Here is an 11,757-nt window from a genome sequence, read left to right as displayed (position 1 = left end):
CTTGGTTCGGCTCTCGGGCGCCTCCAGCCAGGTAGCGGTCAGGCTGCGATGGGTAGGCGGCCGGTCAGGGCGGGCTCCACCCGGGCATTCACCAGGCGCACCAGCTCCGGAGCGGCGGCCAGTGGCTCCGCGACGGTGATTGCTCCGGCCTCGCGGGCGGTACGCGCCGCCAAGTCGTAGAGAAGGCCCGGCGCGAGGAAATACGCCGCCATGCCGACCCTCTGAGCGCCCGCCTCACGCAACCGGGCCACAGCCTCGCCCGCGGATGGCCCGGCGCCGGAGGCGTAAGCGACCTCAGCCGGCAGACCGAGCCGCCGTCCGAGCGCGGCCGCCGCTTCGGCCACCGTCGCCCGGGCCGCTTCATCACGAGTGCCGGCCGAGGCGAGCACCACACCGTCGAGGAGCCCCTCACCGCCGAGCAGCCCTTCACCGTCGAGCAGCCCTTCACCGTCGAGCAGCCCCTCACCGTCGAGGAGCCCTTCACCCGGCAGGACACCGGTAGCCGGGGCGCCTCCCCAATGGGTGACACCCTCACCCGGGTGGGTGACGCAGCCGGCCTGCTGGGCGGTGAGGACGCAAGACTCGTCGACACCGGGCGACACCGCCTCGGACAGACGCCGGCAGAGGGCTGCCAGCAGCAGCGGTGACGCCGGGCCGAGGACGTCGGTGGCGGTCACCTCGATCGGCAGCGACTCGGCTTCCCGGACCACAGCCGGCAGGTCGACCCGGCCGTGATAGGCAGCCGTCAGCAGCAGCGGCACCAGGACCGCGCGGGACGCCGGCACCGACGCCAGCACGTCGATCGGCCGGGGGCCGGCGTGGTCGAGGTACGACGCGCGCACCAGCCAGTCCGGCCGGGCCCGGCGAACCGCCCGGGCCAGCGCCTCGGTGGCGACCGCGGCCCGCGGGTCACGGCTGCCGTGAGCCACCAGAACCACAGCAGGCCGCAACCGCCCGCTCAAAAGACCAGGTCCACTCAAAAGACCAGAGCCACCCGAAAACCCAGGACCGCCCGAAGAAAAACCCGAGGAAAAACCAGACCCACTCACACGTGCAGGCCGCATTCGGTCTTCTCGAACATCGCCCAGCGCCCGGCCCGCGGGTCCTCGCCGGCCTTCGTACGCCGGGTGCACGGCCAGCAGCCCACCGAGCCGTAGCCCTTCTTGAACAGCTCGTTCACCGGCACGTTCCACCGGCTGATGTAGCGGTCCACATCAGCCTGGGTCCAGGCCGCGATCGGGTTGACCTTGACCTTGCCCTTCTTGGCGTCGAAGGCGACGACCGGCGTGTTGGCGCGGGTCGGCGACTCGTCGCGGCGCAGGCCGGTGGCCCAGGAATCGTAGTCGCTGAGCGCGCGCTCCAGCGGCTCCACCTTGCGCAGGAAGCAGCACTCGTCGGGGCTGCGGGCGAAGAGGCGGGGGCCGTACTCGCCGTCCTGCTGGCCGACCGTCATCCGGGGGCGGATGGACCGGACGTTGACGTTCATCGTGCGGATCACCGTGTCGCGGACCTTGAGGGTCTCCGGGAAGTGCAGGCCGGTGTCGAGGAAGACGACGTCGACGCCGGGCGAGACCCGGGAGAAGATGTGCGCCACGACGGCGTCGGCCATCGAGCTGGTGACGCAGAACCGCGCGCCGAAGGTGTCGGTCGCCCACTTGGCGATCTCCTCGGCCGGCCTGCCCTCAAGAGCCTGAGCGGCATCCAGAGCAAGCACCCGGAGCTCCTCCGGGGTGCGCCGGCCCGGTTCCAGCAAAGAAGACGAGGAAGACGAAGAAGACGAGCCGCCCAGGTCGATCAGGCCCAAACTCGAAGCGTTCAGGAGACTCATCGATTTACTCCCTTGGACAACAACCCGATGAACTTGACCGAGAAAACCCGCGCGCAGGAGTGGCACTCCCAGGCGCCGTGCGAGGCCTCGTTGGGACGGAGGTCCTCTTCACCGCAGTAGGGGCAGTACAGGGGAGCGGATCTGGCGTCGCTCATTTCAGGAGCTCCTCGTCGGCCCGCAGGACCCACTTCGCGAAGGTCTCGCCGTCGGTGCGGCCGTCCAGGTAGTGCCGGGCGACGCGTTCCACGTACTCGGGAAGCTCTTCGGCGGTGGCCTTCAGGCCGCGCACCTTGCGCCCGAAGCCGGCGGTCTCGCCCTTGGCCATGCCGAGCGCGCCGCCGAGGTGGATCTGGAAGCCTTCGACCTGCTCGCCGCGCGCGTTCATCACGAGCTGGCCCTTGAGGCCGATGTCGGCGACCTGGGTGCGCGCGCAGGCGTTCGGGCAGCCGTTGATGTGGATCGAGAGGTCGGCGTCGAAGTCCTTGAGCCGCTCCTCGAGCCGCGCCACCAGCTCCTCGCCGCGCGCCTTGGTCTCGACGATCGCGAGCTTGCAGTACTCGATGCCGGTGCAGGCCATCGTGCCGCGGCGGAAGGCCGAAGGACGGGCTTCCAGCCCGATCGCGCGCAGGCCCTTGACGAACGGTTCCACCTTGTCGTCCGCGATGTCCAGGACCAAGACCTTTTGGTACGCGGTGAGCCGCACCCGATCCGAGCCGAACTCCTCAACCAGGTCGGCGAGCTTGCCCAGCTGCGTCCCGGAGGTGCGCCCGACGATCGGGGCGGCACCGACGTAGTTACGGCCGTCGTTCTGCTTGTGCACGCCGATGTGGTCGATCGGCTTCTCCGGCAGCTCCGGCGACGGGCCGTCGAGCAGCGTCCGGCCGAGGTATTCCTTCTCCAGGACCTCGCGGAACTTCGCCACGCCCCAGTCGGCGAGCAGGAACTTCAGGCGGGCGCGGTGCCGCAGCCGGCGGTAACCGTAATCGCGGAAGATCCCGACGACGCCTTCCCAGACGTCCGGGATCTCGGCCAGCGGCACCCAGACGCCAAGGCGCTCGGCCAGGCGCGGGTTGGTGGAGAGGCCGCCGCCGACCCAGAGGTCGAAGCCGGGGCCGTGCTCCGGGTGCTCGACGCCGACGAAGGAGATGTCGTTCGCCTGGTACGGCCCGTCCGGCAGCCAGGAGATCACGGACTTGAACTTGCGGGGCAGGTTCGAGTACCGCGGGTCGCCGACGTACCGCTTGACGATCTCGTCGATCGCCGGCGTCGCGTCGATGACCTCGTCGACCGACACACCGGCGACCGGGCTGCCCAGCACGATCCGGGGGCAGTCGCCGCAGGCCTCGGTGGTCTGCAGGCCGACCGCTTCGAGCCGGCGCCAGATCTCCGGCATGTCCTCGACCCGGATCCAGTGCATCTGGATGTTCTGCCGGTCGGTGATGTCCGCGCTGTCGCGGGCGAACTCGCTCGCGATGCCGGCGATGGTGCGCAGCTGCAGCAGGCTCAGGGCGCCGCCGTCGATGCGGACGCGGAGCATGAAGTACTCGTCCTCAAGCTCTTCCGGCTCCAGCACCGCGGTGCGGCCGCCGTCGATTCCGGCCTTGCGCTGGGTGTAGAGACCCCACCAGCGGAACCGGCCACGCAGGTCGGCCGGGTCGATCGAGGAGAAGCCGCCGTGGGCGTAGATGTTCTCGATACGCGCACGGACATTGAGCGGGTTGTCGTCTTTCTTGCTGCGTTCGTTCGGGTTGAGCGGCTCGCGGTGTCCGAGCGCCCACTGTCCCTCGCCACGCGCCTTACGAGGGCGGGCGGTGGGACCTGCAGCGGGGGTGTTGCTGGGCGCCATGTCGGCGTTCCTCCGGGTTTCGTGGGCGCGCATTGCCGCCCACGGCCCTGAGGAGGCTCGTGACATCTATGTCAGGAGTGGGCCCGGCGGTCGCGCGGCCGAAAATGAAAATCGGGCGGCGTCAGGAAGCCGGACACATCGCGCTGCGGACACGGCCGTAGTCCACGTGGCGGCGGGCCACGAGGCGGCAGTCCAGAGCAGCGGTCATGTTGGCTAGCGTCTCACGCCGGGCGAATCTGAGCCAGTACGGTCCAGATTCCGGGAGTGTGCCGCGTAACACAGCCCTAACATCTTGTAACAGTTGCCACCTAAGCTCGCCGGCACCAAAGATCGACCACTTGGTGTAGTGACAACACTACTGAAGGTTGTCAGACTCGGGCGTCAAAGGCCTCAGGCCTACCCCTCCGGGAGCCGCCCATGCTCAGTCCGGCAGCCTTCGACGACTCCCCGACCCGGCCACTCGCGGCGCCTCGGCGTACGACCCGCCGGCGACCCCTCGCCCTCGTCCGGGCGTGGGGTCCTTTTCTGATCCCGGCCACGCTGGCCACCGCGGCCGGCCTGATCGGCCTGGCCGTGCCGGTGGCCGGTCCGGGTGAGCAGCTCACCCGGGTCTTCACCGGGCTCACGCCGGAGCGGATCCTCGACTCGGCCCGCGAGGCCGACGCGGTGAACGCCGTCTACTACCTGCTCATGCACTTCTGGGCCGAGCTGGCCGGCGACGACGTCTCGATGCTGCGGCTGCCGTCGGCGATCGCGATGGGCCTCGGCGCCGGGCTCGCGGGTGAGCTGGGCCGGCGCATCCTCACGCCCGGCATCGGGCTCTGCGCCGGGCTGATGCTCGCCGTCCTGCCCGCGGTCAGCCGGTGGGCACAGGAGGCACGGCCCTATGCCCTCGCCTTCCTCTGCGCCACCGCCGCGACGCTCATGCTCTATCGGACGCTCGACCAGCCGCGCTGGTGGCGCTGGACCGGGTACGGGCTACTGATCACCCTCACCGGTCTGCTGCACGTCACGGCGCTGCTGGTCCTGGCCGGGCACGCGTACACGGTCTTCTCGCGATGGGTGCTCAGTCGCCAGCCCGCACTGTTCTGGTGGTTCCCGGTGACCGTGCTGTCACTCGTACCCCCGGCGCCGTTGATCTCTCTGGGTGTGCGGCAGCATGCCGCGCTGCTGGCCTGGCGCCCGCACCTGGCCTGGGAGGCGGCGCGAAGCGCGCCGGAGGTTCTGCTCGGCTCGGCGGCGGCCGGGCTGCTGGTGATCGGGCTGGCGCTGGCCGCGCGGTGGCCGGACCGCGCGCTGATCCGCGAGCTGGCCGTGCTCGCCGCCGTGCCGCCGCTCGTGCTGATCGGTGCGACGTTCCTGAGCGGGCCGGTGTGGGCGCCGCAGTACGCGCTCCCGGCTCTCGTGCCGATCACGCTCTGCGCCGCTGCAGCCCTGCGTGGCCTGAAATTACGGGCCCTGCTGGCGCTGCTCGCGATCGTCGCGCTGTCCCTGCCGCAGCACCGAGCCATCCGGGAGCCCGGCGCACATCAGCGTTTCGCCAGCGGGACCACCATCACGGCCTCGGTGCCGCCGCCGGAACGGTTGCGCAGTTCGATGCTGCCGCGCAGCTCACCGGTGGCGAGTGCCCGGACGATCTGAAGGCCGAGCCGTTTGCTGCCCTCGAACTTGAAGCTGTCCGGCAGGCCCCGGCCGTTGTCGGCGACCGTGACGTGCAGCTGCTTGCGGAAGCGGTGCGCGGAGACGACCACCTCGCCGGCGATCTCCGGCGCCGGGGCGGTCAGATCCTCGTCGTCCTCGGGCGCCGGGAAACCGTGCTCGACCGCGTTGATGAGCAGCTCGTTGAGCACCATCACGAGCGAGGTGGCGATCTCGGCCGGCAGTACCCCGAACGTGCCCTCCCGGCGCATCCGCACCGGGTAACTGGTGGCGGCCACCTCGGTGGCGGCCGTGGCGACCCGGTCGACGATGCCGTCGAACTCGACCGCCTCGTCGCTGGACATCGAGAGCGTCTCGTGGACCAGGGCGATCGAGGCGACCCGGCGTACCGACTCCTCCAGGGCCATCCGCGCCTCGGGCGCGGCGACCCGCCGGGCCTGCAGGCGCAGCAGCGCCGCCACGGTCTGCAGGTTGTTCTTCACCCGGTGGTGGATCTCCCGGATGGTCGCGTCCTTGGTCATCAGGGCGCGTTCCCGGCGGCGGATCTCGGTGACGTCGCGGACCAGCACCAGCGCGCCGATCGGCACGCCGGCCGGCAGCAGCGGCAGCGCCCGGGTGAGCACGGTGGCGCCGCGCGCCTCCACCTCCATCCGGGGCGCGAACTCGCCGCGCAGCGACGAGAGGATCCGCTCGGACGCGTCGTTGCCCTCCAGCGGATCGGCGGAGAGCCGGATGGCGAGTTTCGCCAGCTCCTCGCCGACCAGGTGGGAGTTGAAGCCGAGTCGCCGGTACGCGGACTGCGCGTTCGGGCTGGCGTAGGTGACCTTGCCGGACGAGTCCAGCCGGATGATGCCGTCGCCGACGCGGGGCGCCGATGTGGTCTCGCCCGGGTGCCGGGGCGGCGGGAAGGTCCCGTCCGACACCATCTGGGCCAGGTCGTCCGCGGTGGTGAGGTAGTTCAGCTCAAGCTGGCTCGGTGTGCGCGCCGTGCTCAGGTTGGTGTCGCGGCCGATCACCGCGATCACCTCGCTGTACCCCTCTTCCAGGTCGGTGGCGTCCCGGAGCCGGACCGGGATGGCCTCGTGGCGGGCGGGGGTGTCGCCGTACCAGACCGGGTCGCCCTCCCGCCAGATCCGCTCCTGGGTGATCGCCACGTCGAGGTGCGCCACCTCCGGGCCGCCGACGATCTTGCCGACCTGGTCGTCCTGGTACGCCGTCGGCGCGGTCACCGGACGCACCTGGGCGACGCAGAGGAACTCGCGCGGCTGCCTCGGTTCACCCTTTATCGGCACCCAGAGAAGCAGGTCCGCGAAGGAGAGATCGGAGAGAAGCTGCCAGTCGCCGGCCAGGCGGTGCAGGTGGTCGATGTCGGCGGAGCTGAGGGTGGTGTGCTCTTCGACGAGGTCACGCAGGGTGGACACGAGACCAAGCTTAGAGAGTGGTGGTCACCTTCTTCAGGCCGCGCGGCGCGTCCGGGTCCTCACCGCGGGCCAGCGCCAGTGCGAGCGCGAGCTTCTGAAGAGGAAGGATGTCGAGCAGCGGGCTGTAACGCTCGTCGACGGCCGGTACGGCGAGCCGCGCCGAAGCGCCGGGCACGTCGGCCGCGCCGATCGTCACCACGTCGGCCCGGCGCTCGCCGAGACGGGTCACCACGTCACGCATCGCCCGGCCGCCGGGGCCGTCGCCGACCACCGCGAGCACCGGCACGTCCGGGTCGGCCATCGCGAGCGGGCCGTGCAGCAGGTCCGCGCCGGAGAACGCCAGCGCCGGCAGGTAGGACGTCTCCATGAGTTTCAGCGCGGCTTCCCGGGCGGTCGGGTACGCGTACCCACGTCCGGTTGTCACCAAGCTGGAAGCGAACCGGTAACGCTGAGCCAGGTCCTCGGCCGACGAGTCGGCGAGAGCCGCCTCGGCGAGCCGGGGCAGTTCCTCGATCGCGGCCCGTTCTGCGGCGGGCAGCCGTCCGTCGCCGGCGCGCACGCCCTCGACGAGCAGCAGCAGGGCGAGCAGCTCGGCCGTGTAGGTCTTGGTGGCGGCGACCGCGCGCTCGTGACCGGCAGCGACGTCGATGGAGAGCTCGGCGGCTCGGGCCAGCGGTGACTCGGGGTTGTTGGTGACGGCGAGGGTGAGCGCGCCGTTCTCCCGGGCCACGCCGAGGACGCCGGTGAGGTCGGCGGAACCGCCGCTCTGACTGACACCGATCACCAGGGAGCCGGTGAAGTCGGGCTTGGCGCCGTACAGCGTGATCGCGCTGGGCGAGGCGCTCGCGACCGGCAGGCCGAGGCGGATCTCGGACAGATAGGCGCCGTAGAGCGCCGCGTGGTCGGACGTGCCCCGGGCCACGAACACCACGTTGCGCGGTTTCCGGCGAGCGATCTCGGCTGCCACCTGCGCGATCGCACCCGAGTTGCGGTCGTCCAGCAGCCGGGCGAAACCGGCGGGTTGTTCCGCGATGTCCGCCGACATGCCGTGCCCTCGCTGTGTCACGTGTTCCTCCCTGACATCCAATTCTTGTGCGATCGCTGCGCAGTCTTGCAAGAAAAAGCTTACTAGGTCAAGGTTTCGCGCACGAGTGCGCAAACATGAGGACTGACATATGGCGTCGGGTCCCCTAGGGTCTTTCCTCGTGGAATCCCCCTCGTCCCACCGCGACATCGCGCGCGCCCGCGCCGCACTCGACCGTGGCGAGAACGCGGACGCCGCAGGCCTTCTGGCGGGCCTGCTCGCCCACGAACCCACCCTGCCCGAGATCCACGAGCTGCTCAGCCGGTTGGCCGCGACCACCGGCGGCGGGCTCGACCTGTTCGCCGCCGAGCCGTACGAATCGGTCGGCCGCACGGTCGCCCGCGCACATCTGCTCGCTGCCTCGGGCCGCCCGGAGGACGGGCTGCCACTGCTCGCCACCGCGAGCGGCAGCCACCCGGAGATCGACTGGGCCGGTGTGCCCTGGGTCGGTGAGCCCGCGCTCGGCGTACGCGTCGACCCCGGCGTGCTGGCCCGCACGATCATGCGGCTCTGCACCGCCGTCGGCGATCCCGCGCCGGCCGAGACGGTCGACGCGCTCAAGCCCTATCTCACTGTCGTCCGGCACGCCGTCGCCGCGCACGGTGAGCAGGCGATGCTGCTCGGCGCCGGTTCCGCGCTGGCACGCCGGCTCGGCGAGGTCAGCCTCGCCGTCGACTGGGCCGCCCGCGGTGCCCGGGCGCAGCCTTCGAAACTCGGGGAGATCTGGCTGGGGTACGCGTACCGCAGCGCCGGCCGGATGCCCGAGGCGCTCGCCGCGCTGCGCCGGGCTGTCGCGTACGACCCCGACGACCTGTCGGTGTACGCCGACGTCGCCGCCACCCTCGCCGACCTGGACCGGCTCGACGAGGCGCTGCGCTGGACCGAGCTGGCGCTGGAACGCGACCCGGACTTCGACTGTGTCGTGCACACCGCGCACCGGCTGCGGTACCGGGCCGACGGCGACGTGGGCCACCTGGTCGCGCTCGCCGACTTCATCCGGGACCATCCGGACGACGCGCACGAGCACACCGACCTGGAGGAGTGCTGCCGGGAGTCGCCGTGGCTGGGCGGCATGCCGGCCGGGGCGCCCCTGCCCGCCGGGCGGGCACCGGTCAACGCCGAGCCGTCCGCGGACGCGGTGCGCCGGCTGCTCCGGGTCGCGTCACCCACCTGGGCCCATCCGCCGGCCGCGTACGACCGGGCGCTCGGCCTGGTCCTCGTCGAGCCGTGGGAGCTGCTCGCGCTGCTGGCCCACCCGTCGGTCACCGAGGCGCGCCAGCCCACCGGGCTGGAGGTCTGGGCCTGCCTCGGCCTGCTGCACCACGGCAGCGAGGAGCCGTGGCTGGAGTCCAGCCGCCGGCGTCTGCTGCTCGGCCTGCTCGACGGCGATCTGGACCGGGTGACCCAGGCGGCGCTGTTCGCACTGGTCACGTACGCCTGGGTGGACCCGGAAGCGCGCGCCGACGTGGCCGCCGTGGTCACCGGCCGGCTCACCGAGATGGCGTCCGGCCCGGCTGCCCGGGCCGTCGCCGAGCTGGCGCTGGCCGCGCCCGGCCTGGACCGGCCCACCCGGGAGCTGGCCTCGGCCACGATCCGGGTGCCGGCCATCCCCCGTCAGCGGAGCCGGACGGTCTGGCGCCGTTTCACCCCACGACGCGGAGACCGCGCCTGAAGCTTCAGTTGATCACCGCGATCAGGTCGCCCTCCTGGACGACGTCGCCTTCGTTCACCGCGAGCCGGGAGACCGTCCCGTCGGACTCGGCGATCACCGGGATCTCCATCTTCATGGACTCCAGGATCACCAGCGTGTCGCCGTCCTCGACGGTGTCGCCGACGCCGGCCACGACTTTCCACACGTTGGCCACCATCTCGGCCCGGATCTCGTCCGCCATGAGGGGATCACCCTTCTGCTCGCACTGCTCTCGGTGAACGTCATCAAATCACGGATGCGTCCCGGCCACGTCCCGGCTCGGCGGACGGGCCCACTACGATCGGCAGCGAGAAGGCACCACGGAAGGGAGTACCACCATGGCGAAGAAGGCCCGCAAGAAGAAGGCTCGTAAGAAGAGCGCAGCGAACCACGGCAAGCGTCCCAACAGCTGAAAAAAGGCCCGGCGAATGCCGGGCCTTTTTCGTGTCCTGCCTCAGGTCAGGGCTGGTGCTCCCGAGTCTCGGTCTGCACTTCGAGCTGGTCGAGCTTGAACCGCAGCCGGTCACGCAGCTCCGACGGTGCGCGCTCGTCGCCGCAGCAGCGGTTGACCAGCGCTTTCACGTCCTGCTCGATGCCGAACTCGCGCAGACATCCGGTGCACTCGTCCAAGTGCTTCTGGATCAGCTGGCGCCGGTCCTCACTGCACTCGAGGTCGAGGTAGAGGTAAACCTCGCTGAGAGCGATGCTGCAATCAGTCTCGTTGTCGTCGGTCGACATCGGTGTCAGGCCCCCTGCGGTTCGGACGTCGTGGCGCGGGTGATGCCCCGGTCGGAGGCGTACGCCTCCAGGAGGTTGCGCAGGTTGCGCCGCCCGCGGTGCAGACGGGACATGACCGTGCCGATCGGCGTACCCATGATGTCGGCGATCTCCTTGTAGGAGAAGCCCTCGACATCAGCGAGGTACACAGCCAGCCGGAAGTCCTCCGGCAGAGATTGCAGCGCTTCCTTGATGTCGCTGTCCGGAAGCCGGTCCAGCGCCTCGGTCTCGGCCGAGCGAAGACCCTGCGACGTGTGCGACTCGCTCGACGCGAGCTGCCAGTCGGTGATCTCCTCGGTCGGGGCCTGCACCGGCTGCCGCTGCTTGCGCCGGTACGAGTTGATGTACGTGTTCGTCAGGATCCGGTACAGCCACGCCTTGAGGTTCGTACCCTCTTCGAACTGGTGGAACGCGGAGAACGCCTTGAGGAACGTCTCCTGCACCAGGTCTTCGGCGTCGGCCGGGTTACGGGTCATCCGCAGTCCGGCGGCGTACAACTGATCCACGAACGGAAGCGCGTCGCGCTCGAAGCGCTGACGGCGCTCGTCTGTCCGCTCTTTCTGGGCCACCCTGGACTCCCCCCTCGACTGCCTCGCCGAGGATACGGGTAGTGCCCGGGTAACGCCGTTGAAAACCGGGGGTGTGCTCACGCTCACCGAACGGCTAGGTAGCGGCGACTCGACCGCGGGCCACTCGGGAGAGCTCAACAGGCTCTGCACCCGGGCCGCCTCCCGGCCGTCGCGCTCGACGATCTCGGTTCCGGCACCCACTACGACTTCCCCTTCCGACGAACAAGCTTCCGGGGGCTGTAACGCCGAGGAGTGACCCACCATTCCGCTATCGGGCCCAGCCGTTGCGCCGCAGCCAATCGGCGGCGATCGTGGCGGTTCCGGCGACGTCCTTGCGCAGATCGTGGACAGCGCCGGGTCGCACGACCACCTCGACCGGCCCGTGCGGCTCCGGCACACCGAACGGATCCCGGTCCCCGTTGATCACCAACGCGGGCACGCCCAACTCCAGCTCACCCGCCCGGCTCTTCTCCGGCTTACCCGGCGGATGCAGCGGAAACGCCAGCGCCAGAACCCCCGCGGCCTCGGTCGCGGTCGCGGTCCGGCACGCGACGCGCGCTCCGCTGGAGCGCCCTCCGACGATCAACGGCAGCTTGGGTACGCGTACCGCGGCGACCACCGCGCCCCACGCTTCGTCGAGATGCCCCGCGGGTGCGGGCGCACGGCGGCCGGCCACCCGGTAAGGCTGGGTGACCAACGCGACCCGCACGCCGGCCGCCACCGCCGCGTCGTGCACCGCGATCAGGTCCGGCGCGTCGACTCCACCACCGGCGCCATGGCCGAGAAGGAGCAGACTCGTCGCCGGACCTGAGGGCGCGGTGACACGCACGGCGGCGGGGCCGCGCGGAGTCTCGATCGTGAGTTCTTCAGGCACCGACCGTTT

General features: G+C 70.7%; 12 protein-coding genes. 3 read left to right on the top strand and 9 right to left on the bottom strand.

Annotated elements, in window-relative coordinates; genetic code table 11:
- Nucleotides 1-38: 38 nt before the first annotated feature.
- The 3 genes from B0I29_RS26415 to B0I29_RS26405 form a co-directional block, all read right to left on the bottom strand.
- Entirely contained in the window at nt 39-938 is a 900-nt protein-coding gene (locus B0I29_RS26415) for a sirohydrochlorin chelatase (protein WP_245972748.1), read from the bottom strand.
- A 107-nt stretch (nt 939-1,045) separates the two neighbouring features.
- Entirely contained in the window at nt 1,046-1,828 is a 783-nt protein-coding gene (locus tag B0I29_RS26410) for a phosphoadenylyl-sulfate reductase (protein WP_111651773.1), read from the bottom strand.
- Between the two features lie 151 nt (nt 1,829-1,979).
- The gene (locus B0I29_RS26405; RefSeq protein WP_111651772.1) at nt 1,980-3,674 is read right to left on the bottom strand and encodes a nitrite/sulfite reductase; all 1,695 of its coding nucleotides are present in this window, start codon (nt 3,672-3,674) and stop codon (nt 1,980-1,982) included.
- A gap of 417 nt (nt 3,675-4,091) precedes the next feature.
- Between B0I29_RS26405 and B0I29_RS26400 the strand changes: the two genes are divergently transcribed.
- Entirely contained in the window at nt 4,092-5,315 is a 1,224-nt protein-coding gene (locus tag B0I29_RS26400) for a glycosyltransferase family 39 protein (RefSeq protein ID WP_111651771.1), read from the top strand.
- Here B0I29_RS26400 and B0I29_RS26395 read toward each other — a convergent pair.
- Together B0I29_RS26395 and B0I29_RS26390 are read right to left on the bottom strand one after the other, a co-directional pair.
- A complete protein-coding gene (locus B0I29_RS26395) occupies nt 5,204-6,754 on the bottom strand; it encodes a sensor histidine kinase (RefSeq protein ID WP_111651770.1) in 1,551 nt (516 codons plus the stop codon). The two genes, B0I29_RS26400 and B0I29_RS26395, sit on opposite strands and share 112 nt — an antisense overlap.
- Nucleotides 6,755-6,764: 10 nt before the next feature.
- Nucleotides 6,765-7,799, bottom strand: a complete 1,035-nt coding sequence (locus B0I29_RS26390; RefSeq protein ID WP_111651769.1) for an SIS domain-containing protein — start codon at nt 7,797-7,799, stop codon at nt 6,765-6,767.
- 130 nt (nt 7,800-7,929) lie between these two features.
- On the opposite strand from B0I29_RS26390, the gene B0I29_RS26385 reads away from it, so the two are divergent.
- The gene (locus tag B0I29_RS26385) at nt 7,930-9,510 is read left to right on the top strand and encodes a tetratricopeptide repeat protein (RefSeq protein ID WP_111651768.1); all 1,581 of its coding nucleotides are present in this window, start codon (nt 7,930-7,932) and stop codon (nt 9,508-9,510) included.
- A gap of 4 nt (nt 9,511-9,514) precedes the next feature.
- On the opposite strand, the gene B0I29_RS26380 is transcribed toward B0I29_RS26385, so the two are convergent.
- Entirely contained in the window at nt 9,515-9,730 is a 216-nt protein-coding gene (locus B0I29_RS26380) for a biotin/lipoyl-binding carrier protein (RefSeq protein WP_111651767.1), read from the bottom strand.
- A gap of 136 nt (nt 9,731-9,866) precedes the next feature.
- Here B0I29_RS26380 and B0I29_RS47850 point away from each other — a divergent pair, with 136 nt between their 5' ends.
- Nucleotides 9,867-9,941, top strand: a complete 75-nt coding sequence (locus B0I29_RS47850) for a 50S ribosomal protein bL37 (protein ID WP_370461611.1) — start codon at nt 9,867-9,869, stop codon at nt 9,939-9,941.
- 46 nt (nt 9,942-9,987) lie between these two features.
- Here the strand turns inward: B0I29_RS47850 and rsrA are convergent, their stop codons facing one another.
- The 3 genes from rsrA to B0I29_RS26365 form a co-directional block, all read right to left on the bottom strand.
- Nucleotides 9,988-10,266 (bottom strand): mycothiol system anti-sigma-R factor, encoded by a 279-nt coding sequence (gene rsrA, locus B0I29_RS26375; RefSeq protein WP_111651766.1) that lies wholly within the window; start codon nt 10,264-10,266, stop codon nt 9,988-9,990.
- A gap of 5 nt (nt 10,267-10,271) precedes the next feature.
- The gene (locus B0I29_RS26370) at nt 10,272-11,075 is read right to left on the bottom strand and encodes a sigma-70 family RNA polymerase sigma factor (protein ID WP_111651765.1); all 804 of its coding nucleotides are present in this window, start codon (nt 11,073-11,075) and stop codon (nt 10,272-10,274) included.
- Nucleotides 11,076-11,142: 67 nt separating this feature from the next.
- On the bottom strand, nt 11,143-11,748 hold the full coding sequence (locus B0I29_RS26365; RefSeq protein ID WP_111651764.1) for an alpha/beta hydrolase family protein: 606 nt from the start codon (nt 11,746-11,748) through the stop codon (nt 11,143-11,145).
- Between the last annotated feature and the right edge of the window lie 9 nt (nt 11,749-11,757).

Origin of the sequence: Actinoplanes lutulentus (assembly GCF_003259845.1) — a bacterium.
In the GTDB taxonomy this organism is placed as follows: domain Bacteria; phylum Actinomycetota; class Actinomycetes; order Mycobacteriales; family Micromonosporaceae; genus Actinoplanes; species Actinoplanes lutulentus.
This window is presented reverse-complemented; position numbering and strand designations above follow the sequence as displayed.

Coding starts and splice junctions, on each gene's coding strand:
- B0I29_RS26405 (WP_111651772.1), bottom strand. CDS start 3,674: ATGGCGCCCAGCAACACCCCCGCTGCAGGTCCCACCGCCCGCCCTCGT.
- B0I29_RS26400 (WP_111651771.1), top strand. CDS start 4,092: ATGCTCAGTCCGGCAGCCTTCGACGACTCCCCGACCCGGCCACTCGCG.
- B0I29_RS26385 (WP_111651768.1), top strand. CDS start 7,930: ATGGCGTCGGGTCCCCTAGGGTCTTTCCTCGTGGAATCCCCCTCGTCC.
- rsrA (WP_111651766.1), bottom strand. CDS start 10,266: ATGTCGACCGACGACAACGAGACTGATTGCAGCATCGCTCTCAGCGAG.
- B0I29_RS26390 (WP_111651769.1), bottom strand. CDS start 7,799: ATGTCGGCGGACATCGCGGAACAACCCGCCGGTTTCGCCCGGCTGCTG.
- B0I29_RS26410 (WP_111651773.1), bottom strand. CDS start 1,828: ATGAGTCTCCTGAACGCTTCGAGTTTGGGCCTGATCGACCTGGGCGGC.
- B0I29_RS26380 (WP_111651767.1), bottom strand. CDS start 9,730: ATGGCGGACGAGATCCGGGCCGAGATGGTGGCCAACGTGTGGAAAGTC.